Genomic DNA, 21,372 nt, shown 5'->3' with positions numbered 1-21,372 from the left:
GACCGGACATCACGTCTCAAGGGCATCACAAAACGCTGGTTGACACCTGGTGCGGTATTGCGGCACCCGACTACCGGGCGTACACCTGTCGGTGCCGGGGCAGGCCCACAGGAGAAGTTCGGGCCCAAGGTTCGGGCCCAAGGTTCGGACCACGGTCCGGGACAAGACGCGGAACACGTCAGGTACAGAGCAGCGTACGAAGCACAGCGCGCGCACGGAGCCACAGGCCACGGAGAAGCGCGCACCGAACAGGACATGGGACTGCGCTCGGGACAGCGCACGGGAGAGACGGGGCAGCAATGCGCACAACTCTTCGCACGGGCAGGATCTCGGTGGTGTTCGCCGCCGTCAGCGCCCTCGCACTCGCCCTCGCCGGCTGCGGCGACGACGATGACGGCGCCAACGCGACACCCAACGAGACCAACGGCAATCAATCCGCTTCGACAGTGCAGCTGCCCAGGCTGAACGGCGAGAAGCTCCAGATCGCGGCGGTCTGGAGTGGCGCCGAGCAGAAGAACTTCACCAAGGTCCTCAAGGAATTCGAGAAGCGCACCGGCGCCACGGTCACCTTCGTGCCCGCGCAGGACCCGATCGTCAACTTCCTCGGTACGAAGATCGCGGGCGGCGCTCCGCCCGATGTGGCGATGCTGCCCCAGGTCGGGGCGATCCAGCAGGCCGTGGAGCGCAAGTGGGCCAAGCCCGTGGGCGCCGAGGCGAAGGCGCAGCTGGCGAAGAACTACTCCACGGGCTGGCAGCAGCTCGGCGCCGTCGACGGCACCCAGTACGGCGTCTACTACAAGGCCGCCAACAAGTCCCTGATCTGGTACAACAACACCGTCTTCGAGAACGCGGGCGCGACGGAGCCGAAGACCTGGAAGGAGTTCCTGGCGACGGCCGAGACGATCTCCGCGTCCGGCGTCACGCCGGTCTCCGTCGGTGGCGCGGACGGCTGGGTGCTCACCGACTGGTTCGAGAACATCTACCTCTCCCAGGCGGGCCCGGAGAAGTACGACCAACTGGCCCAGCACAAGATTAAGTGGACCGATCCGTCCGTGAAGGCGGCGCTGACGACGCTCGGTGAGCTCTTCGGCAAGCCCGCGCTCATCGCGGGCGGCGCGGACGGCGCGCTCCAGACGGAGTTCCCGACGTCGGTCACCCAGACCTTCAGCGGCGGCGACCAGCCCAAGGCCGCGATGGTCTTCGAAGGGGACTTCGTCACGGTCAATATCGCGCAGACCAAGGCCAAAATCGGTACGGACGCGAAGGTGTTCCCGTTCCCCGCGGTGGGCGCGCAGCCGCCGGTGGTGACGGGCGGAGACGCGGCCGTGGCGCTGAAGGACAGCAAGGGCGCCCAGGCGCTGCTGACGTTCCTCGCCTCCTCGGACGCCGCCAAGATCTCGGCCGAGTCGGGCGGATTCATCTCCCCGAACAAGTCGCTGGACCTCTCCGCGTACCCCAATGACGTACAGCGCGCCATCGCCAAGGCGCTGATCGCGGCGGGCGACAACTTCCGCTTCGACATGTCGGACCAGATGCCGCAGTCGTTCGGCGGCACGCCCGGCAAGGGGGAGTGGAAGGCCTTGCAGGACTTCCTGAAGAACCCGAAGGACGTCGCCGGAGCCCAGCAGCGGCTGGAGTCGGACGCGGCCAAGGCGTACAAGAGCTGACGCGGTGACCACCGCGGCCGCTGCGGGGGGTTCGGCGGTTCCGACGCCTCCCGTCGACAAACGTAAGAGTGTGACAGGCACGCGTAAAACAATCGCGGTCGGCTTTCTGCTGCCCGCGCTGGTGCTGCTGGGCGCGCTCGTGGTCTACCCGATCGGGTACTCGCTCTACCGGTCCTTCTTCGACCAGTCCGGCAACGGCTTCGCCGGGATCGACAACTACAAGGCGATTTTCACCGAGGACACCATCCTCACCGCCGTCAAGAACAACGCGATCTGGGTCGTGGTCGCGCCGACTGTCTCGACGGCGCTGGGCCTGATATTCGCCGTGCTCACCGAACGGGTCCGCTGGGGTACGGCGTTCAAGCTGATCGTCTTCATGCCGATGGCGATCTCGATGCTCGCCGCGGGCATCATCTTCCGGCTGGTCTACGAGCAGGACCCGGAGCGGGGCGTGGCCAACGCGGTCTGGGTGGGTGTCCATGACACCTTCGCCGAGTCGGCGGGGTACCCCAAGGCGCATCCGCTGCCCGCGGCTCCGCTGAAGGCGGGGGGCGGCGGGGCGTTCGTCACCAAGGATCCGGTCACGGCGGGCACACCGGTCCAGCTGCCGCTGGTGGGCGTCGCGCCGGCCAAGATGCCGTCCGACGCCGAGCCCGCGAAGGCGGCGGAACCGAAAAACGGGGAGAAGATCACCGGCACCGCCTGGCTGGACTTCACCAAGGGCGGCGGCGGCAAACCGAACGTCATCGACGCCAAGGAGCTCGGGCTCAAGGGCATCAAGGTGGAGGCGGTCAAGGACGGCAAGGTCGTGGCCTCGGCACAGGCGGGCGCGGACGGTACGTTCACGCTGCCCGCGTCCGCGGACGGCGCGCTGCTCCGGCTGCCCGCCGAGAACTTTCGGGAGCCGTACAACGGCGTCAACTGGCTCGGCCCTTCGTTCGTCACCCCGGCGATCATCGGCAGTTACGTGTGGATGTGGGCGGGCTTCGCGATGGTGCTGATCGCGGCGGGCCTGGCGGGCATGCCACGCGAACTCCTCGAAGCGGCCCGGGTGGACGGCGCGAACGAGTGGCAGGTCTTCCGCAAAATCACCGTCCCGCTGCTGGCGCCGGTGCTCGCGGTCGTCCTGGTCACGCTGATGATCAATGTGCTGAAGATCTTCGACCTGGTCTTCATCATCGCGCCGGGCTCGGCGCAGGACGACGCGAATGTGCTGGCGCTCCAGCTGTACCGCTCGTCGTTCGGCACGGACGCGGATCTCGGGGTGGGCAGCGCGATCGCCGTGGTCCTGCTGTTGCTGGTGGTCCCGGTGATGCTGTTTAACATCCGCAGGATGCGAAGGGAGGCCCGCCGATGACCACGACCGTGGGTGTGGTGAAGGCGAAGCAGTCCCTTCCGGCGCGTATCACGGCCCGCGCGGGCGGTGGCGTGATGCGGGTGTTCCTCATCCTGGTGGCCCTGTTCTGGCTGATGCCGACGTTCGGGCTGCTGGTGTCCTCGCTGCGCGGGCCGACCGACATCAGCGCGAGCGGCTGGTGGAAGGTGTTCACCGCGCCGGCGCAGATCACCACCGAGAATTACTCGTCGCTGCTGGAGAACGAGGAGATCAGGGACTCGCTCTTCTCCACCGTGATGATCACCGTCCCGGCGACGGTCCTGGTGGTGGTGATCGGCTCGCTGGCCGGTTACGCCTTCGCGTGGATGGACTTCCCGGGCCGCGACTGGTGGTTCATGGCGGTCGTCGGCCTCCTCGTGGTCCCGGTCCAGGTGGCCCTGGTGCCGGTGTCCAAGCTGTTCGGCAAGATCGGGATCTTCGAGACGACGATCGGCGTGATCCTTTTCCATGTCGCGTTCGGTCTGCCGTTCGCGATCTTTCTGCTGCGGAATTTTTTCGCGCAGATCCCGAGGGAGCTGCTGGAGGCGGCGAGGCTGGACGGCGCGGGTGAGATCCGCCTGTTCACGCGCGTCGTCATGCCACTGGGCGGCCCGGCGATCGCGTCGCTGGGCATTTTCCAGTTCCTGTGGGTCTGGAACGACCTGCTGGTCGCGCTGATCTTCGCGGACTCGGAGAGCGCGCCGATCACGGTGGCGTTGCAGCGGCAGGTGAGGCAGTTCGGCAACAACATCGATGTGCTGGCGCCGGGCGCGTTTGTCTCGATGATCATCCCGCTGGCGGTGTTCTTCGCGTTCCAGCGGCAATTCGTTACGGGTGCGATGGCGGGGGCGGTCAAGTAGCGGGAAGCGGGGCGCGTCCCAGGTCGCGCCCCGCTAACCTCCGCCGTTATGACGATCGTTTCGCTCAAGGCTTTGCGGGCCGAGCTGCGGGATCTGGCGGAGCCCGGGATCCGGGCACAGCACATGCGGGTGCTCACCCCTGCGGACGACGACGAACTGCTCGGCGTTCGCGTGCCGGTGCTGCGCGAGCTGGCCCGTACGTACCGGGACATGGTGCTTGACGATGTGGATGTGCTGCTGCACAGCCGTGTCCACGAGGAGCGGTTCGCCGGCCTCCTCGTCCTGGCCGAGCGGGTGCGGACGGCGTCGCACGCTGCGGACCGTAAGGCCTTGGTTGACTTCTATCTGGCGCGTACCGACTGTGTGGACAACTGGGACCTGGTGGACGGTTCCGCGCATGTCGTGCTCGGGCCGTGGCTGGTGGACGGGCCTTTGGACACCTTGGATGTCCTGGACGAACTGGCCGCGTCGTCGTGGCTGTGGGACCGCAGGATCGCGGTGGTCGCCACGCTGGCGCTGATACGCGAGGGGCGTTTCGAGCCGACGCTTCGCTTGGCGCTCACGTTGTGCCGGGACCCGGAACCGCTGATCCACAAGGCGCTCGGCTGGATGCTGCGAGAGATCGGCCGCCGGGACGGACCGCTGATGGTGGCGTTCCTCGAACGGCATCTCGCCGAGCTGCCGCGCATCACCGTGCGCTATGCGACGGAGCGGCTCGCACCGGCCGAGCGGGCACGATTCGTGAGGGCTCGCTCTAGCCGGTGACGTTGCCGACGAACGCCGTCCAGGCGGCGGCTCCGATGACGAGGACGGGGCCGGAGGGGGTCTTGCTGTCGCGTACGGGGATAACGCCGGGGACGTTGTCCAGGACCTCGACGCAGTTGCCGCCCTCGCCATTGCTGTGCGTGCTCTTGCGCCACGGGGCTGCGCCGGGGAAGTCGTACGCCACCTCGACGCAGCTACCGCCCTCGCCGTTGCTGTAGGTGCTCTTCCGCCAGCGGGCGGTGCTCAGGTCGTACTCGCGCATCGTCTGTAGTCCTCCGCCGCCGATTCCAGCAGGGTCAGGGACGCCTCCGGCGACAGCGCGGCGACCCTGAGCAGATCGTAGGCGCGCTGGGCTCGCTTCACCACCGCCGGATCGTCCACCAGCTCCCCCGAAAACGAGGTCTCTGTATAGGCGGTTGGTGGCGCGTCCTCGAACTCCATGAGCGTCAGCATCCCGCCCATGGAGGCGCAGGCTCCCACCGCGTACGGGACCACCATCACCAGCACCGTCGACTCCCGCGCCAGCGTGGCGATGCGCTCCAGTTGCTCCGCCATGGCGGTTGGGCCGCCGACCGGGATGCGCAGCACCGACTCGTGCAGCACCACCCAGTACTCGGGCCTTGTAGCGTCCTTGAGGATGCCCGCCCGCTCAAGCCGGGCCCCGACGGTCTCGTCGACGTACTCCTTGGCGGCGAACGGATTGGCCGCGACCGTGACCGCCCGTGCGTACGCAGGCGTCTGCAGGAGACCCGGCACCACCGTCGGCGCGAACTCGCAGATCTTCGTCGCCAGCCGCTCCAGCTCCGCCACCGGAGCGAAGTAGTCGGCGTACCGCCGGTCGTTGATCAGCTTCCGGCACATCCGCTCGAAAAGGCCTCCGGTTTTCAGCGTCTCATCGATCCGCTGTGCCACATCCAATTGCGGCTTCCGAATGGCCTGTTCGAATTGCCCGATGTACCCGCCGGACACGAAAACCCGCAGGCCCAGCGCCGCCTGCGTGATTCCCGCCTCCTCCCGGCACCGCTTCAACTCCGTGCCGAAGAACTCCCAAGCCGCCTGCCGTGAAGCGTTGGCCATGGTTCAACCTCCTTGTGCTGCCCATCTGTTGTGGTGCGCGTACCTCATTGAGATTAGCTGCGGATTGTCACCGCTGTGATGCATAGAGTGAAATTCGAAAACCAGGGGGCAACACCGCCGCCCTGCGGCGTCATATGGATTTCTATATAGTCGCGGTCTGTGACCGAGTCCTGACAGATCGAGATCGAGTCGGAGGTTCGGCAGTGGCTGGAGCTTCTGCCGGATGGCCAGTACGACAAGGCCGAACGGGCAGCCGACATGCTCGCGGCGGAGCCGACGACTCTGGGCGAGCCCTACTCTCGCCACCTCGGTGGCAAGGTCCGCGAGCTGCGCTTCACCGTGAACGGCAACGCCGTGCGTGTCACGTACTGGCTCGCACCCGGTCGGCGCATCGTGCTGCTGACGGTGTTCCGCAAGACCAGACAGCGCGAGGCCGCCGAAGTCGAGCGCGCCCAGCAGGCCCAGAAGCTGTGCCAAGCGGATCATGATCCCGCCCAGCACGGCTACGACCGGATCAAGGAGGAGAAGCCGTGAACCACTCCCAGTGGAAGACTCGGCGGACCAGGAAGCTCCTGGGTGAGACGGTTGAGGAGTCCCCCGCTTACACCGAGGCCGGGTATGCGTTCGCGCTCGGCCAGGCCGTCTATGACAGGCGAACCGCGCTGGGCCTCTCGCAGACCGAACTGGCCCGGCGCGCCGAGATGACCCAGCCGCAGGTCTCCAATATCGAGGGCGGCGATTCCGTGCCGACCCTGCCCCTGCTGACGCGCCTGGCCAAGGCCCTGGACGCGTCGCTGACCATTGACCTGGACGGCGATGCCTCCGGATTCGTCTTCACCGCGCACGGCGATCGCCCGCCTGGTGAGGCGTCGCCGGATGGACGTTCCTCTGCGGCTTGACCCACGGCTGCTCCCAAGGTGCAGCGCACCATCGACCCTGGCTCTCTGTTGAAACCCTCCCCCGTCGGCTACGGGCCCAGGACCCAGGCGGCAGCGAGCCCTCTTCATGCTGGGCCAGCGTGGTTCTGTCCGCCGTGCCGTTACGCTGGACCTGTGGCAGTCGTCGATGTATCCGAAGAGCTGAAGTCCCTCTCCTCGACCATGGGGTCGATCGAGGCCGTCCTGGACCTCGAAAAGATGAGGGCCGACATTGCCGTGCTTGAGGAGCAGGCCGCGGCGCCCTCCCTCTGGGACGACCCGGACGCGGCGCAGAAGATCACCAGCAAGCTTTCCCACCTCCAGGCCGAGCTGCGCAAGACCGAGACCCTGCGCGGCCGGATAGACGACCTCTCCATCCTCTTTGAGCTCGCTCAGGACGAGGATGACGCGGACGCCCTGGGTGAGGCCGAATCCGAGCTCGCCGCCGTCCGCAAGGCGCTGGACGAGATGGAAGTACGTACGCTCCTGTCCGGCGAGTACGACGAGCGCGAGGCGCTCGTCAACATCCGCGCCGAGGCCGGAGGCGTCGACGCGTCCGACTTCGCCGAGCGGCTGCAGCGCATGTATCTGCGCTGGGCCGAGCGGCACGGCTACCCCAGCGAGGTCTACGAGACCTCGTACGCGGAAGAGGCCGGCATCAAGTCGACCACCTTCGTGGTGAAGGCGCCGTACGCCTACGGCACGCTCTCCGTCGAGCAGGGCACCCACCGCCTGGTGCGCATCTCGCCCTTCGACAACCAGGGCCGCCGCCAGACCTCCTTCGCGGGCGTCGAGGTGCTGCCCGTCGTCGAGAAGACGGATCACATCGAGATCGACGAGACCGAGCTGCGCGTCGACGTCTACCGCGCCTCCGGCCCCGGTGGTCAGGGCGTCAACACCACCGACTCCGCGGTGCGGCTGACGCACATCCCGACCAACATCGTCGTCTCCTGTCAGAACGAGCGCTCCCAGATCCAGAACAAGGCGAGCGCGATGAACGTCCTGCAGGCCAAGCTCCTTGAGCGCCGCCGCCAGGAGGAGCAGGCATTGATGGACTCCCTCAAGGGCGACGGCGGCAACTCCTGGGGAAATCAGATGCGTTCATATGTTCTGCACCCGTACCAGATGGTCAAGGATCTGCGCACGGAGTTCGAAGTCGGCAACCCGCAAGCGGTACTTGACGGTGAGATCGACGGATTCCTCGAAGCGGGCATTCGCTGGCGCAAGCAGCAGGAGAAGTAGAGGGTCATATTCAGGTCGCTTTGTCGACAAGGGAACTGCCGCCGCCCAGGTGGCAGTTCCTTTTTATGTCACAGTTGCATCCGTGCAGGCCAGGCAAGTGGCCCGATTCCGGACATCGCGCACGCAAACGACCTTGACGCGTTTACCAATCTTGGGAAGGCTGACGCGCGGCATGCGTTTCTCTGGGGCGCGTGCGTTCGGGGGCCAAGCGCAATACCCCCAGCGGCAGTTGCCCCGGACGCTGCTCCATTCACGATTAGCTACTGGGGGTAGCAGCCAGATGACCAAGAAGATGCGGATCCGTGTAGCGCGGATAGCAGCCGGCGCCGTGATTGCCGCCGGTGCCTCGCTCACCGCCGCCGGAGTCGCTTCCGCCGTTGGTGTCGACATCAACGCCGGTGGCCTCGAAGTGAGCGCCAACGCCAACGCGAACGGCATTGACGCCGGTATCGGTATCGACGCGGACCCCACCGAGATCCCGGACCCGGGTGCGACGGAGCCGACGGACAAGCCGACGGACAAGCCGACGGACAAGCCGACGGACAAGCCGACGGACAAGCCGACCGACAAGCCGACCGACAAGCCGACGGACAAGCCGACGGACAAGCCGACGGACAAGCCGACCGACAAGCCCACCGATAAGCCGACGGACAAGCCGACGGACAAGCCCACCGATAAGCCGACGGACAAGCCGACCGACAAGCCGACGGACCAGCCCACCGGCAACCCGGGCAACGGCAACGACGACGGTGACGACGCCGGTACCTGCACCGTCGACCTCGACGGTGCCGAGTGCGTCGACAACACCGACACCGACAGCGCCGGCTCCCAGCCGGTCGAGCAGGGCGTGGCCAAGGAGGAGCTGGCTGAGACCGGCGCCGCCGAGACCACGTTCCTGCTGATCGGCGCCGCGACCATGATCGCCGGTGGCATCGGCTTCCGTATGCTGCCGCGTCTCGTTGGTGGCGGCCGTACCGTCGCCTAAGCGACAGCGATAAAGCACGTGCACGTACGGAAGGGCCCGGAGTGCTGATGCACTCCGGGCCCTTCCGTACGTCCGTCCGTACGTCTTACGCGGTCTGCTGCGCCGCCACCAGCACCACCGCCGCTATCAGCAGCACCAGCAGTGTCAGCACCGCCACCGGGCTCAGGCCGCCGAAGGGGCCCTCCTGCTGCAGCCGCTCGCGGTTCGCCCGGCAGACCGGGCAGCGGCCCTCCACCACAGGGGCCGCGCAGTTCGCGCACACCAGTCGGTCGTAGGTCATGCGCTTTCCTCCTCCCGCGCGCCGGCGCCGCAGACGCGGACCGTGAGCACAGTTCTCTTATGACAACGCTCCGGGAAACGCCACTGTTCCCCTGCGTTCCCCTATCACTGTGCCAGCTGACGCGAGTTTCGGCGCTCCTCGGCGGCTGATACCGGCCGATACCCGTTCTCCGACCGGACAAAAGACGCAACCCTGGACGCCGACTGCGCGCCCCATCCACCGTCGCGTAAGGTCACGCACACCTATTCCCTGCCGACCGTGGTGCACCCGTGATCCGATTCGACAGCGTCTCCAAGACCTACCCCAAGCAGAGCCGCCCAGCCCTGCGCGAAGTCTCACTCGACATCGCCAAGGGAGAGTTCGTCTTCCTCGTGGGCTCGTCCGGTTCCGGAAAGTCGACCTTCCTCCGTCTCGTACTGCGCGAGGAGCGCGCCAGCCAGGGCATGGTCCATGTTCTCGGCAAGGACCTGGCCCGCCTGTCCAACTGGAAGGTGCCGCAGATACGCCGCCAGCTCGGCTGCGTCTTCCAGGACTTCCGGCTTCTCCCCAACAAAACCGTCGCCGAGAACGTGGCGTTCGCGCAGGAAGTCATCGGCAAGCCGCGCGGTGAGATCCGCAAGGCCGTGCCCCAAGTCCTCGATCTCGTCGGTCTCGGCGGCAAAGAGGACCGGATGCCCGGTGAGCTCTCCGGCGGTGAGCAGCAGCGCGTCGCGATCGCGCGGGCCTTCGTCAACCGCCCCATGCTGCTGATCGCGGACGAGCCGACCGGCAACCTCGACCCGCAGACCTCCGTCGGCATCATGAAGCTGCTGGACCGGATCAACCGCACCGGCACCACCGTGATCATGGCGACGCACGATCAGAACATCGTCGACCAGATGCGCAAGCGCGTCATCGAACTCGAACAGGGCCGTCTCGTACGCGACCAGGCTCGCGGCGTCTACGGCTACCAGCACTGAGCACGTAGAGCGACCCGACTGAAAGGCTGAAAGACTCGCCATGCGCGCCCAGTTCGTACTCTCGGAGATCGGTGTCGGTCTCCGCCGCAATCTCACGATGACCTTCGCCGTGATTGTCTCCGTAGCCCTTTCGCTGGCCCTTTTCGGCGGTGCTCTGCTCATGAGCCAGCAGGTCAGCACGATGAAGGACTTCTGGTACGACAAGGTCAACGTCTCGATCTTCCTCTGCAACAAGAATGACGCGGCGACGACGCCCAAGTGCGCCAAGGGCGCTGTCACCGCTCAGCAGAAGCAGCAGATCGAGGGCGACCTCAAGAAGATGGACATCGTCTCGACCGTCCATCACGAGACGGCCGAAGAGGCGTACAAGCACTACCGGGAGGAGTACGGCGACACTCCCATCGCCACCATCCTTACGCCGGACCAGATGCAGGAGTCGTTCCGAGTCAAGCTGGACAATCCGGAGAAGTTCAAGGTGGTCACCACGGCTTTCGCCGGCCGGGACGGTGTGCAGTCCGTCCAGGATCAGCGCGACACCCTGGACAGCCTCTTCGAGATGATGAAGGGCATGCGGGTCGCCGCGATCTGCGTGATGGGGCTAATGCTGGTGATCGCCCTGATGCTGATCGTCAACACCGTGCGTGTTTCGGCGTTCAGCCGCAGGCGTGAGACCGGCATCATGCGGCTGGTGGGAGCCTCCAGTTTCTATATCCAGCTGCCGTTCATCATGGAGGCCGCTTTCGCCGGTCTGCTGGGGGGCGTGGTCGCCTGTGGCCTGTTGATGGTGGGCCGTTACTTCATGATCGATCACGGTCTGGCGCTTGCCGACAAGATGCCACTCGTCAACTTCATAGGCTGGGACGCGGTGCTCACCAAGCTGCCGCTCGTGATCGCGATCGGGCTGCTGATGCCCGCCATGGCCGCTTTCGTCGTTCTGCGCAAGTACCTCAAGGTGTGACAAGCGCCCTTGGCGTGGTACCGCCAACCAGCCGTCCGGTGCTCGGCGTTGTCCTAGACTCGGCGCCATGCCGGGCCCGGAGTTCAGCTCTCGGCCCCGCGGCATCTGCCGCGGGGCGGCCCTGACGTTGCTTTTCACGAGCGTGCTCGCCACCGCCGCGGCCACCGACCACCTGCCGCGCGACGACGAGGAAGCCGCCCGCCCGCCGTCCGTCCGCGCCGCCGCTGCCGCCGCGACCGTCGACGGCGAAGCCGTCACCCGTGCCGCCACCGAGGCCATGGCCGACGGCAAGTCCGCCACGAAGGCGGCCGAGGGCGTCGTCAGCCGCAGCGGGGACCGCTGGAGCGCGGTGTACGACAAGGACGAGTACGAGGAGTTCGAGCAGGCCCTCGACGGCGAGTACACCGGCGTCGGCGTGAGCGCCAGGCGCGCCGCCGAAGGCCGGGTGGAGATCACCCGGGTCCAGCCCGGCGGCCCGGCCGCCAAGGCGGGCATCAGGGCGGGCGACCGGCTCCGTACGATCGACGGCCGCCGGATCGAGTCCAGCCCCGTCACCGAGGTCGTGGCGCTGCTGCGCGGCGGGGACCGTACGCGCGTGGTCCTGGGCCTGGAGCGCGACGGCCGGATCTGGGCCGAGGCGCTTCGGCGCACCACGCTGACCATCGAACCGGTCACCGTCCACCGCCTCGACGGCGGGGCCGTCGTGATCAAGGTCGACTCCTTCACCAAGGGCTCGGGCACGCGCGTACGCGACGCGGTGCGGGACGCCCCCGAGGGCGCCGGGGTTCTGCTCGATCTGCGGGGCAACGCCGGCGGCCTGGTCACCGAGGCCGTCACGGCCGCCTCGGCCTTCCTGGACGGCGGCCTGGTCGCCACGTACGACATGCGGGGCGAGCAGCGCGCGCTGTACGCGGCGCCGGGCGGGGATACCGACAGGCCCGTGGTCGCGCTGGTCGACGGCGGCACCATGAGCGCCGCCGAGCTGGTCACCGGGGCGCTCCAGGACCGGGGCCGGGCCATCACCGTCGGCTCGCGCACCTTCGGCAAGGGCTCGGTGCAGATGCCCAGCCGCCTGCCGGACGGTTCGGTGGCCGAACTGACCGTCGGGCATTACCGCACTCCGGCGGGCCACGACGTCGACGGCACGGGCATCACACCGGACCTCGCGGCGGGCGAACAGCCCGAGGAACAGGCCCAGACAGTATTGAGTGGCCTCGGGGGCGGGTCTTAGTGCGAAAATGAACGCACTATGGCTAAGGAAACAGGGCGCAAAATGATCGCGCAGAACAAGAAGGCGCGGCACGACTACCTCATCATCGACACCTACGAGTGCGGTCTCGTGCTGACGGGTACCGAGGTGAAGTCGCTGCGCCAGGGGCGTGCCTCGCTGACGGACGGCTTCGTCCAGATCGACGGCCACGAGGCGTGGCTGCACAACGTGCACGTCCCCGAGTACACGCAGGGCACCTGGACCAACCATGCCGCGCGGCGCAAGCGGAAGCTGCTGATGCACCGGCTGGAGATCGACAAGCTGGAGTCGAAGTCGCAGGAGACGGGGCACACGATCGTGCCGCTGGCGATGTACTTCAAGGACGGCCGGGCCAAGATCGAGATCGCGCTGGCCAAGGGCAAGAAGGAGTACGACAAGCGGCAGACGCTGCGGGAGAAGCAGGACCGGCGGGAGACGGACCGCGCGATCTCGGCGGTGAAGCGGCGGCAGCGGGCCTGATCCGCTCGCGGGTCGGCCCCCGGGAATATGCTGGCACCGTCCTGCGCTGTTAACGTACGATGGCGCCTACGCCCCGGAGACGGGGCAGGCACCACCAGGCACCACCTTGAAAAATCAACATGGGGATGATCGGTTTCGACAGCGGATGTCGAAGCAGGGGAAGCGAGTCGAGGAAGCGGCAATGATCTCGTTAACCATATGTCGCAAACAATAATCGCCACTTCTAAGCGCGATTCCTCCGCCTTCGCCCTCGCTGCCTAATCAGCAGCTAAGCGAAGACTCTGCGGAGTGTCAGCCCGGGGCTGTTCCCGACCCGGATCCTGGCATCAACTAGGGAACTAAACCTCTAGACCCGGTCACGGGGCCTGGAGGGAAATCAAACAGTGACTGAGCCCGTCGGAGACTTGTTCGCGTGATCTCCGGGGCCGAGAAAAGCGCAGCGAACTGCACTCGGAGAAGCCCTGATTCTGCACCGTTGGACGCGGGTTCGATTCCCGCCATCTCCACGATTCCCATGTTTGATGCTTGAAGACGAAGGCCCGGCTGTCCCCACGGACAGCCGGGCCTTCGTCGTATCAGTCCTGTCTCGGAGCCGTCGACGCGCGCAGCGTCAGACGCGGCGCCAGCAGCGTCGCCTCCGGGACCTGGACCCCCGCCAGCTTCCGCATCAGCAGATCCACCGCCCCGGCACCCACCTCGGCCCCCGGGATCGCCACCGATGTGAAGGGCAGCGGGCCCCGCACCGCGAGTTCGTCCGGGCAGATCGCCACCACCGACATGTCCTGCGGCACCCGCCGGCCCAGCGCCTGGAAGGCCTCGATCAGCGGCTGCACCACCGGTTCGTTGTGGACGACCACACCCGTCAGCGCCGGATGCCCGCGCAGCAGCCGCTCGGCCAGCTCCCGCGCCGCCGCCGGTGTCGCCTCGCACGGGTGTACGGACGAGGTGAGCCCATGCCGGTCGGCGGCAGCCGTGAAGCCGCGGACCACGCGCTGCGCGAAGCCCGTCTCCCGTACATACACGGCGGGCGGCGAACCGACCAGCGCCACACAGCGGTGACCCAGCAGCGCCAGCTGCTCCACGCAGACCTCGCCCGCGGCCTGGAAGTCGAGGTCGATGCAGGTGAGCCCGGCCGGGTCGGCGGGGAAGCCGATCAGGACGGAGGGCCGGTCCAGCCTGCGCAGCAGCGGCAGCCTCGTGTCGTGGAGCTGGACGTCCATGACGATCAGCGCGTCGACGAGCGCGCTGTCGGCGACCCGGCGCAGTCCGTCCTCGCCCTCCTCCTGTGTGAGCAGCAGCACATCGTGGTCGTAGCGCCGTGCCGCCGTCACCACGGCGACCGCGAACCGCGTGACCACGGAGACATGAATGCCGGCCCGCAGCGGCACCACCAGGGCCAGCACCTTGGAGCGGCTGCTGGCGAGCGCGCGGGCCCCCGCGTGCGGCCGGTAACCCAGTTCCAGGATGCTCGCCTCGATGCGGCGGCGGGTTTTCTCGGAGATGGGGCGCTTGCCACTCAGGGCGTACGAGACGGTGCTCGCGGAGACCCCGGCGTGCCGAGCCACATCTGTGATCTTGACCATGATGTCTGTGATGTCCGTCTGGCTCAGTGCAGCTCGGTGGACCAGCTGCCGGGGGCGACACCCTCGCCGGGCGTCGTACGCAGAGCGTCCCCGTCCGCGTCCCCGTCCCGTACGACGGTGAACGTGGCGGTCCCGGCACGTACCGTGACTTCCGCGCCGTCCGCGAGCTCGTACGCCCGCAGCGTCACCCCGTCCTCGTACGCGTAGTCGGGCCGGTCGTCGGCCGCGCCGACCGGGATCACGGCCCCGGGACGCACCAGCACCGGCGCGCTCAGGAAACCGTGCCGCTCGTGCACCCAGCGGGGCCCGGTGACCTTCTCCCCGGTCAGGAAGTGGGTCCAGGTGCCCTTGGGCACGTAGTACGAGACGTCCCCGTCGTCGGAGAAGACCGGCGCGACGAGCAGATCGGGACCCAGCATGTACTGGCGTTCCAGATGCGCGCAGGCCGGGTCGTCGGGGAATTCGAGGACCATGGCACGCATCATCGGGGTGCCGTCGGTGTGCGCGGTGCGCGCCGCCTCGTACAGATACGGCATCAGGCGCAGCTTGAGGCGGGTGAACAGCCGCAGCACGTCCACCGCCTCCTCGTCGAACAGCCACGGCACCCGGTACGAGGAGGAACCGTGCAGCCTGCTGTGCGAGGAGAGCAGTCCGAAGGCGGTCCAGCGCTTGAACAGCGCCGGTTCGGGCGTGCCCTCGAAGCCGCCGATGTCATGGCTCCAGTAGCCGAAGCCGGACAGGCCCAGCGAGAGCCCGCCGCGCAGCGACTCGGCCATGGACTCGTACGTGGCCTCGCAGTCGCCGCCCCAGTGGACCGGGAACTGCTGGCCGCCCGCGGTCGCCGAGCGGGCGAAGACGACCGCATCGCCCTCGCCGCGGTGCTTCTTCAGCACGTCGAAGACGGTCTTGTTGTAGAGGTAGGTGTAGTAGTTGTGCATCCGCTCGGGGTCCGAGCCGTCGAAGTACGTGACGTCGGTGGGGATGCGCTCGCCGAAGTCGGTCTTGAAGCAGTCGACCCCCATGGCGAGCAGGGCCTCCAGCTTGCCCGCGTACCAGGCGCAGGCGTCCGGGTTGGTGAAGTCCACCAGCGCCATGCCCGGCTGCCACAGGTCCCACTGCCAGACGCCGCCGTCCGGCTTCTTCAGCAGATAACCGTGTTCGCGGCCCTCCGCGAAGAGCGGGGAGCGCTGGGCGATGTACGGGTTGATCCAGACGGAGATCCGCAGATCCCGGTCACCGAGGCGGCTCAGCATGCCCTCGGGGTCGGGGAAGACCCGCGGGTCCCACTCGAAGTCGCACCAGTTGAACTCGCGCATCCAGAAGCAGTCGAAGTGGAAGACGGAGAGCGGGAGCTCGCGCTCGGCCATGCCCTCGATGAAGCTGGTCACCGTCTCCTCGTCGTACGACGTCGTGAAGGACGTCGACAGCCACAGGCCGAAGGACCAGGCGGGCGGCAGCGCCGGGCGGCCGGTGAGGGCGGTGTACTTGCGCAGGATCTCCTTCGGCGTCGGGCCGTGGATGACGTAGTACGTGAGGGACTGCCGCTCGACGCTGAACTGCACGCGCGAGACCGTCTCCGAGCCGACCTCGAAGGAGACCCGGCCGGGGTCGTCGACGAAGACGCCGTAGCCCGCGTCGGTGAGGTAGAACGGCACGTTCTTGTAGGCCTGTTCGGTGGCGGTGCCGCCGTCCGCGTTCCAGGAGTCCACGACCTGGCCGTTCTTGACGAGCGGGCCGAAGCGTTCGCCGAGCCCGTACACGCTCGTGCCGACGCGCAGATCCAGCTGGTCGCGCAGGAAGTGGCGGCCCTCGCCGTCCTGCATGATGCCCATGCCCTTGGCGCCGCTGGTGGTGAGGGTGCGGCCGCCGGCCTGGAAGTCGAGCCGCCAGGGGCCGGTGCGGGCGACGCGGAGGCTGAGGCCGCCGGAGGTGAGGGTGGCCTGCTCGTCGTCGCAGAACACCTCGGCCTCGAAATCCTGCTGTGCGAGGCCGAATCGGGGGCCGCGCTCCACATCGCCCTCGAAGTGGGTGAGGGTCACGCCGATGACATCGGGCATCGGGGAGTGGCAGGAGACGGTGACGACCGGGCCCTTGAGGAGGTCGCCGCGGTGGCGGATGGGTTTGGTGGGGGCATGGATCTGAAGGGCGCCGTCCGCGGTGGTGACATCGAGGACTTCGACCGGATGGGCGGCGCTGACTCCCTCGCGCAGGAGCCAGTATCCGTCGGTGAACTTCATCGGCACACCCTTACGTGAGCTGTGGGGGGCTACTTGACCGAGCCCACGGCGATGCCGCGGGTCAGCGTCCGCTGAAAGACAAGGAAGAAGACGAGAGCGGGCAGGACACCGAGCAGGGCAGCCGCGTTCGTCATGGTGGCGTCCATCAGCCGCTGGCCCTGCAGGACGCCGAGGGCGACCGACACCGTCTGGTTGTCGTTGGAGATCAGCATCACCAGCGGCAGCAGGAACTCGTTCCAGGTCCAGATGAAGAAGAAGACCATCAGCACACCGATGGTGGGGCGGCTGACCGGGACGACGATCCGCCAGAGCACCTGCCAGGAGTTCGCTCCGTCGATCCGCGCCGCCTCGATGATCTCGCGGGGGAAGGAGCTGAGGACGGAGGAGAGCAGATAGGTGCCGAACGCGGACTGCACGACGGTGAAGACGATGATCACGCTGAGCCGGGTGTCGTACAGGCCCGCCTCTTTGGAGAGGTAGTAGACGGGGTAGACCAGGGCCTCCTGCGGCAGCATGTTCGCCAGCACGAAGAAGGCGAGGATCCAGGGCCGCCCCTTGATCCGGCCGATGCCGATGGCGTACGCCGTCAGTACGGACAGGATGACCGCGAGGACGGCCACCGACCCCGAGATCAGTACCGAGTTGAAGAGCTTCTGGCCGAAGTCGACGCGCACCCAGAAGTCCTGGATGCCGTCGAGATAGAGACCCTCGGGCAGGGCGAGCGGGCCGTTGGCCGAATACTCGGCGGGGGACTTGACCGCGTTGATGGCGACGATCAGGAACGGCGCGATCATGAACAGCGCGCCGATGATCAGTGCGACCAGTACCGGGTACTTCTGCGCGGCGCGCATTTTCGGGGCGTCCCTCTTCCCGGAGGGCATTCTCCCGGCGCCCCTTTTCCCGGCGGTGGTCTGCGCGGTCGTCTGCGCGGTGGTCTTCGCGGAGGTTACTTTCGCGGCGGTCACTGGGCCTCGTCCTCTGCGCGGGTCTGCAGGCGCAGGGCAACGATCGCGAGCGCCATGATGATCAGGGTGAGGACGGTCGCGACCGCGGAGCCGTATCCCACCTGCGTCTTCTCGAAGAAGTTCTGGAAGGAGAAGTACGAGGGGACGTTCGTGGCTCCGCCCGGGCCGCCCTTGGTCAGTACGTACACCGCGCCGAAGACCTTGAGCGCGGCGATGGTGCACCAGAGCATGACGACATAGATCTCCGGGCGGATCTGGGGCAGGGTGACGTGCCAGAACCGTCGCCACCACGACGCCCCGTCGAGCTCGGCCGCCTCGTAGAGGGCCGGATCGACGCGCCCCAGACCCGCCATGAAGATGACGAGCGGGAACCCGAGCTGCACCCACACCATCACGGCCATCACGCTGTACATCGCGATGTCCGGGTCGCCCAGCCAGTCCTGCTGGAGCGACTCCAGGCCGACCGCGGCCAGCAGCTCGTTGACCGTGCCGCCCTCGGGGGCGAGGACCCAGGACCAGACGATGCCCGCGACCGCGATCGGCAGCACCTGCGGAAGGTAGAAGCAGGCGCGCAGCACGGCCGCCCAGCGGGAGCCGAAGTGCTTGCCGACGAAGTCGAAGAGCGCGGCGGCCAGGACCAGGCCGACGGTGGTGGGGATCACCGCCATCGCCACGACCATCGCCAGGCTGTGCCGGAAGGACTCCCAGAAGGCCGAATCCTCGGCGAGTCTGCGGTAGTTGTCCAGGCCGATCCAGTTGGCGTCGCCGACCCCTTGCCAGTCGGTGAAGCTGACGCCCGTGTTCATCAGGAACGGGACGACGATGACGGCGAGGAAGGCCAGCCCGCCCGGGAGCAGGTAGAGCGCGTATGAGGGCTGAGGTGCCGGTCGGGTTCGTGTCTTCACTGCTTCGGCACGCCCGCGTCGTACGCCTTCTGGAGCGCGTCGAGGTACTCGTCGGGCTTGGCGCTGCCGGTGATCAGTTTCTGGGTCTCGGAGACCAGTACGTCGTAGAAGCCGGGCACGGGCCAGTCCGGGTAGAAGGCCAGTCCGTCGTTCTGCGAGAGGGTGTTGAAGTTGGTGATCAGGCCCTTGGACTTGGGGTCGGTGATCGCGGCGGCGTCGGCGGCGACCGGGACGCCGCCCTTGTTGCCGAGCAGGTTCTGGTTCGCCTTCTTCATCGTGATGTCGATGAAGTCGTAGGCGAGCTGCTTGTTCTTGGCGCCCTTGGGGACCACCCAGAGGTTGCCGCCGGAGCCGAGGGTCAGCTTCGACTCGGGCCACAGGAAGGTGTCCCAGTTGAACTTGGCATCCGCCTGGAAGCGGCCGAACCACCAGCTGCCGGAGAAGAGGATCGGGTTCTTGCCCGAGATGAAGGCGGTACCGGCGTCCTCGGCCTTGGCGGAGCTCGATGTCTTGGCTATGTAGCCCTTCTTCACCCAGTCCGCGAAGGTCTCGGCGCCGTAGGTCCAGGCGGCGTCGTGGAAGTCGGTCTTGCCCTTGTACAGCTCATAGCGGTCGACCCAGTCGCGGTCGGCCTTGGAGAGCGCGAGCTGGTAGACGAGCTGGTGCGCCACGTACTCGGCGCCGGCGTTGGCGAGCGGGGTGATGCCCTTGGACTTGAAGGTCTCCAGCGCCGTGGTCAGCTCGGCGACGGTGGTGGGGACCTTGACGCCGTGCTGCTTGAAGAGATCCTTGTTGTAGAACGCCATCGTGTACTCGGCGTAGTTGGGCACTCCGTACCACTTGCCGGAGCCCATCACGCCCTGGGCGTCGTACTGGCTGGTCGTACGGACACTGGGGCTCAGCGCCTTGTCCCAGCCGCGCTTGGTGACCTCGGGGGAGAGGTCGGTCAGCAGGCCCTGCTTGGAGAGCAGGCCGGCCGTCGCGTTGCCCTTGTTGTACTCCAGCAGGTCCGGGGCCTCGCTGGAATTGAGGACCATCGGAGCGGTCTTCTGGATCTGCTCGAAGCCCTTCTCCTCGAACTTCACCTCGACGCCCGGGTGACTGGCCTTGAACTCCTTGATCGCCTCGTTCCAGGCGATGGCCATGGCGCTGTCGGGGCCCTCGTAGTGCCAGAGGCGGAGTGTCTTGCCGTCGCCCGTGGCGCTGTCGTCCGAGCCACCGCACCCGGTGAGAAGCAGTGATGCCGCCAGGGCGGCGGCCGGCAGGCCCGCCCATCTCCGTGCCTTCAACATGCGCTGTCTCCCGGGGGTTGGATCGGTGCGCGGTTGCGCGATTGTCGAAGCGATTCGATTCATCCGTCGAAGCGATTCGACGCAGAAGCTAGGCCGGGGTCAGCGATATGTCAATGGTGTTAACAAATTCGCTGTGAGGTGATATGTCTGGGGGTGCGAGTGCGTGCCGCTACGCCAGGCGGTACGTGAGGCCGTCTGTGAGGCGGTACGTCAGGCGGTACGTGAGGCGGCTCCGGCGGCGGAGATCGCCAGGGCGAGCGCCGCGGCGGACACCGGCACGGCGTATCCGGCTGTCGCCCCGGCGTGCTCGACCACCCAGCCGCCGCTCGCCGAACCGGCCGCGATGCCGCCGAGCAGGGCGGTCACGGTGAGCGTCATGCCCTCGTTCAGGCGGGCCTCGGGGGTGCGGCGCTGGATGAGCGTCATCCCGGTGACCATCGTCGGGGCGGTCGCCATCCCGGCCAGGAGCAGGGCCCCGGACAGGAGGAGCAGCGAGCCGGTGGTGGCGGCGAGCAGCGGCAGGGACATCAGCACGGTCATCGCGGCGACGCAGATCAGCAGGCGCCGGGGCAGGCCCGTGGCCGGGCGGAACCTGCCGTACGCGAGTCCCGCCGCGCCCGATCCGGCGGCCTGGAGCCCGAGCACCGCGCCCGCGGCGCTCGTGTGCCCTTGGTCGTCCGCGAAGGCGATCGTGACGACCTCCATCGAGCCGAAGACCGCGCCCAAGGCGAGGAAGGCGACGAGGAGGGCGGGTATGCCCGGTGTGCGTATGGGCGATGGGCTCTGTGCGCGGGGGGCGACCGGCGGCTCGGTGGCGCGCTGGGCGGCGAAGATCAGCACGCCGGTCAGCAGCAGGACCGCGCCGGTGAGGGTGCCCGCCTCCGGGAAGAGCGCGGCGCACAGGAACGCGGCGAGCACCGGGCCGAGCATGAAGCACAGCTCGTCGGCGGCCTGCTCGAAGGAGTTCGCGGTGTGCAGCATGGCCGCGTCGCCCCGGTGGAGATGGGCCCAGCGGGCGCGGGACATGCCGCCGGTGTTGGGGGTGGTGGCGGTCGCGGCGTACGCGGCGAAGAGCGTCCAGTCGGGCGCGCCGAGGCGTACGCAGAGCAGCAGCGTGAGGGACCCGAGCACGGCGAGGGCGGCGGCGGGCACGGCGACCCGGGCCTGCCCGTACCGGTCCACGAGCCGCGCGATCCAGGGCGCGACGAGCGCGGTGACGGCGAGACCGGTGGCGGTGACGGCGCCGGCGAGGGCGTAGGAGCCGCGGGTCCCGGCGATCATGATGACGGCGCTGACGCTGAACATGCCCATGGGGAGGCGGGCGAGGAGGTTCCCGGCGGTGAAGGCGGGGGCGCCGGGGGGCGCGAAGAGGCGGCGGTAGCCGGCGGGTGGCGGGGCCTTGTCGGGGCGCTGCGTCGGGCCCGAGCTGGGGCTCAGCCCCAGACCCCGCGCCTCAATCGCCGGCGGGGCTGGATTCTCCAGCCTGTCCGGCGATTGAGGACACAGCCCGAAGGGCGGTACGGGGTCTGGGGCGGAGCCCCAGATGGAGGCATCAGGTGATTGCGGCATCCCGCAA

The 21,372-nt window shown here is 67.7% G+C and carries 21 protein-coding genes and 1 other RNA gene; 13 read left to right on the top strand and 9 right to left on the bottom strand.

What is annotated here, in order from left to right:
* The first annotated feature begins 299 nt into the window (after nt 1-299).
* Genes ACIHCQ_RS25945 through ACIHCQ_RS25930 form a run of 4 tightly spaced genes read left to right on the top strand, consistent with a single transcriptional unit; the run spans nt 300 to nt 4,667 of the window.
* Nucleotides 300-1,667 (top strand): ABC transporter substrate-binding protein, encoded by a 1,368-nt coding sequence (locus ACIHCQ_RS25945; protein WP_399666815.1) that lies wholly within the window; start codon nt 300-302, stop codon nt 1,665-1,667.
* Nucleotides 1,668-1,671: 4 nt separating this feature from the next.
* A complete protein-coding gene (locus tag ACIHCQ_RS25940) occupies nt 1,672-3,024 on the top strand; it encodes a carbohydrate ABC transporter permease (protein WP_399666813.1) in 1,353 nt (450 codons plus the stop codon).
* Nucleotides 3,021-3,902, top strand: a complete 882-nt coding sequence (locus ACIHCQ_RS25935) for a carbohydrate ABC transporter permease (protein WP_399666810.1) — start codon at nt 3,021-3,023, stop codon at nt 3,900-3,902. The genes ACIHCQ_RS25940 and ACIHCQ_RS25935 overlap by 4 nt, the downstream gene beginning before the upstream one ends.
* A gap of 48 nt (nt 3,903-3,950) precedes the next feature.
* Nucleotides 3,951-4,667: a DNA alkylation repair protein gene (locus ACIHCQ_RS25930; protein ID WP_399666807.1), complete on the top strand. Its 717-nt coding sequence runs from the start codon at nt 3,951-3,953 to the stop codon at nt 4,665-4,667.
* On the opposite strand, the gene ACIHCQ_RS25925 is transcribed toward ACIHCQ_RS25930, so the two are convergent.
* Both ACIHCQ_RS25925 and ACIHCQ_RS25920 read right to left on the bottom strand, forming a co-directional pair.
* Complete coding sequence (locus ACIHCQ_RS25925; protein WP_399666805.1) at nt 4,657-4,929, bottom strand: DUF397 domain-containing protein; 273 nt, start codon at nt 4,927-4,929, stop codon at nt 4,657-4,659. The genes ACIHCQ_RS25930 and ACIHCQ_RS25925 overlap by 11 nt on opposite strands.
* On the bottom strand, nt 4,911-5,744 hold the full coding sequence (locus tag ACIHCQ_RS25920; RefSeq protein ID WP_399666802.1) for a Scr1 family TA system antitoxin-like transcriptional regulator: 834 nt from the start codon (nt 5,742-5,744) through the stop codon (nt 4,911-4,913). The genes ACIHCQ_RS25925 and ACIHCQ_RS25920 overlap by 19 nt, the downstream gene beginning before the upstream one ends.
* Nucleotides 5,745-5,921: 177 nt before the next feature.
* On the opposite strand from ACIHCQ_RS25920, the gene ACIHCQ_RS25915 reads away from it, so the two are divergent.
* From ACIHCQ_RS25915 to ACIHCQ_RS25900, 4 genes are all read left to right on the top strand, one after another.
* A complete protein-coding gene (locus ACIHCQ_RS25915) occupies nt 5,922-6,278 on the top strand; it encodes a type II toxin-antitoxin system RelE/ParE family toxin (RefSeq protein ID WP_399666910.1) in 357 nt (118 codons plus the stop codon).
* A complete protein-coding gene (locus ACIHCQ_RS25910; protein WP_399666799.1) occupies nt 6,275-6,643 on the top strand; it encodes a helix-turn-helix domain-containing protein in 369 nt (122 codons plus the stop codon). Before ACIHCQ_RS25915 ends, ACIHCQ_RS25910 begins: the two co-directional genes overlap by 4 nt.
* A 153-nt stretch (nt 6,644-6,796) precedes the next feature.
* Nucleotides 6,797-7,903, top strand: a complete 1,107-nt coding sequence (prfB, locus tag ACIHCQ_RS25905) for a peptide chain release factor 2 (RefSeq protein ID WP_399666796.1) — start codon at nt 6,797-6,799, stop codon at nt 7,901-7,903.
* 280 nt (nt 7,904-8,183) lie between these two features.
* On the top strand, nt 8,184-8,888 hold the full coding sequence (locus tag ACIHCQ_RS25900) for a hypothetical protein (protein WP_399666793.1): 705 nt from the start codon (nt 8,184-8,186) through the stop codon (nt 8,886-8,888).
* An 85-nt stretch (nt 8,889-8,973) separates the two neighbouring features.
* Here ACIHCQ_RS25900 and ACIHCQ_RS25895 read toward each other — a convergent pair whose 3' ends face one another.
* Nucleotides 8,974-9,168: a hypothetical protein gene (locus ACIHCQ_RS25895; protein ID WP_399666790.1), complete on the bottom strand. Its 195-nt coding sequence runs from the start codon at nt 9,166-9,168 to the stop codon at nt 8,974-8,976.
* A 269-nt stretch (nt 9,169-9,437) separates the two neighbouring features.
* Here ACIHCQ_RS25895 and ftsE point away from each other — a divergent pair, with 269 nt between their 5' ends.
* The 5 genes from ftsE (at nt 9,438) to ssrA (ending at nt 13,323) form a co-directional block, all read left to right on the top strand.
* Nucleotides 9,438-10,127 (top strand): cell division ATP-binding protein FtsE, encoded by a 690-nt coding sequence (gene ftsE / locus ACIHCQ_RS25890; protein ID WP_399666787.1) that lies wholly within the window; start codon nt 9,438-9,440, stop codon nt 10,125-10,127.
* Nucleotides 10,128-10,167: 40 nt separating this feature from the next.
* Entirely contained in the window at nt 10,168-11,085 is a 918-nt protein-coding gene (ftsX, locus tag ACIHCQ_RS25885) for a permease-like cell division protein FtsX (protein ID WP_399666784.1), read from the top strand.
* Between the two features lie 67 nt (nt 11,086-11,152).
* Nucleotides 11,153-12,316: a S41 family peptidase gene (locus tag ACIHCQ_RS25880; RefSeq protein ID WP_399666781.1), complete on the top strand. Its 1,164-nt coding sequence runs from the start codon at nt 11,153-11,155 to the stop codon at nt 12,314-12,316.
* 18 nt (nt 12,317-12,334) lie between these two features.
* Nucleotides 12,335-12,814: an SsrA-binding protein SmpB gene (smpB, locus tag ACIHCQ_RS25875; protein WP_399666779.1), complete on the top strand. Its 480-nt coding sequence runs from the start codon at nt 12,335-12,337 to the stop codon at nt 12,812-12,814.
* A gap of 121 nt (nt 12,815-12,935) precedes the next feature.
* Nucleotides 12,936-13,323: a transfer-messenger RNA gene (ssrA, locus tag ACIHCQ_RS25870) on the top strand.
* 66 nt (nt 13,324-13,389) lie between these two features.
* On the opposite strand, the gene ACIHCQ_RS25865 is transcribed toward ssrA, so the two are convergent.
* The 6 genes from ACIHCQ_RS25865 to ACIHCQ_RS25840 form a co-directional block, all read right to left on the bottom strand.
* Nucleotides 13,390-14,397: a LacI family DNA-binding transcriptional regulator gene (locus ACIHCQ_RS25865; RefSeq protein WP_399666776.1), complete on the bottom strand. Its 1,008-nt coding sequence runs from the start codon at nt 14,395-14,397 to the stop codon at nt 13,390-13,392.
* A gap of 23 nt (nt 14,398-14,420) precedes the next feature.
* Nucleotides 14,421-16,634, bottom strand: coding sequence for an alpha-xylosidase (gene yicI, locus ACIHCQ_RS25860; RefSeq protein ID WP_399666773.1), 2,214 nt, complete (start codon nt 16,632-16,634; stop codon nt 14,421-14,423).
* A 29-nt stretch (nt 16,635-16,663) separates the two neighbouring features.
* Nucleotides 16,664-17,485, bottom strand: coding sequence for a carbohydrate ABC transporter permease (locus ACIHCQ_RS25855; RefSeq protein ID WP_399666907.1), 822 nt, complete (start codon nt 17,483-17,485; stop codon nt 16,664-16,666).
* Between the two features lie 110 nt (nt 17,486-17,595).
* The gene (locus tag ACIHCQ_RS25850) at nt 17,596-18,504 is read right to left on the bottom strand and encodes a carbohydrate ABC transporter permease (protein ID WP_399666771.1); all 909 of its coding nucleotides are present in this window, start codon (nt 18,502-18,504) and stop codon (nt 17,596-17,598) included.
* A complete protein-coding gene (locus ACIHCQ_RS25845; protein WP_399666768.1) occupies nt 18,501-19,796 on the bottom strand; it encodes an extracellular solute-binding protein in 1,296 nt (431 codons plus the stop codon). Before ACIHCQ_RS25845 ends, ACIHCQ_RS25850 begins: the two co-directional genes overlap by 4 nt.
* 210 nt (nt 19,797-20,006) lie before the next feature.
* Nucleotides 20,007-21,365, bottom strand: a complete 1,359-nt coding sequence (locus ACIHCQ_RS25840) for an MFS transporter (protein ID WP_399666765.1) — start codon at nt 21,363-21,365, stop codon at nt 20,007-20,009.
* Nucleotides 21,366-21,372: the final 7 nt, after the last annotated feature.

Source organism: Streptomyces sp. NPDC052236 (genome assembly GCF_044548015.1).
Classification (GTDB): domain Bacteria; phylum Actinomycetota; class Actinomycetes; order Streptomycetales; family Streptomycetaceae; genus Streptomyces.
This window is presented reverse-complemented; position numbering and strand designations above follow the sequence as displayed.

Coding starts and splice junctions, on each gene's coding strand:
- ACIHCQ_RS25945 (WP_399666815.1), top strand. CDS start 300: ATGCGCACAACTCTTCGCACGGGCAGGATCTCGGTGGTGTTCGCCGCC.
- ACIHCQ_RS25935 (WP_399666810.1), top strand. CDS start 3,021: ATGACCACGACCGTGGGTGTGGTGAAGGCGAAGCAGTCCCTTCCGGCG.
- ACIHCQ_RS25930 (WP_399666807.1), top strand. CDS start 3,951: ATGACGATCGTTTCGCTCAAGGCTTTGCGGGCCGAGCTGCGGGATCTG.
- ACIHCQ_RS25925 (WP_399666805.1), bottom strand. CDS start 4,929: ATGCGCGAGTACGACCTGAGCACCGCCCGCTGGCGGAAGAGCACCTAC.
- ACIHCQ_RS25920 (WP_399666802.1), bottom strand. CDS start 5,744: ATGGCCAACGCTTCACGGCAGGCGGCTTGGGAGTTCTTCGGCACGGAG.
- ACIHCQ_RS25900 (WP_399666793.1), top strand. CDS start 8,184: ATGACCAAGAAGATGCGGATCCGTGTAGCGCGGATAGCAGCCGGCGCC.
- ACIHCQ_RS25895 (WP_399666790.1), bottom strand. CDS start 9,168: ATGACCTACGACCGACTGGTGTGCGCGAACTGCGCGGCCCCTGTGGTG.
- ftsX (WP_399666784.1), top strand. CDS start 10,168: ATGCGCGCCCAGTTCGTACTCTCGGAGATCGGTGTCGGTCTCCGCCGC.
- ACIHCQ_RS25880 (WP_399666781.1), top strand. CDS start 11,153: ATGCCGGGCCCGGAGTTCAGCTCTCGGCCCCGCGGCATCTGCCGCGGG.
- smpB (WP_399666779.1), top strand. CDS start 12,335: ATGGCTAAGGAAACAGGGCGCAAAATGATCGCGCAGAACAAGAAGGCG.
- ACIHCQ_RS25865 (WP_399666776.1), bottom strand. CDS start 14,397: ATGGTCAAGATCACAGATGTGGCTCGGCACGCCGGGGTCTCCGCGAGC.
- yicI (WP_399666773.1), bottom strand. CDS start 16,634: ATGAAGTTCACCGACGGATACTGGCTCCTGCGCGAGGGAGTCAGCGCC.
- ACIHCQ_RS25855 (WP_399666907.1), bottom strand. CDS start 17,485: ATGCGCGCCGCGCAGAAGTACCCGGTACTGGTCGCACTGATCATCGGC.
- ACIHCQ_RS25845 (WP_399666768.1), bottom strand. CDS start 19,796: ATGTTGAAGGCACGGAGATGGGCGGGCCTGCCGGCCGCCGCCCTGGCG.
- ACIHCQ_RS25840 (WP_399666765.1), bottom strand. CDS start 21,365: ATGCCGCAATCACCTGATGCCTCCATCTGGGGCTCCGCCCCAGACCCC.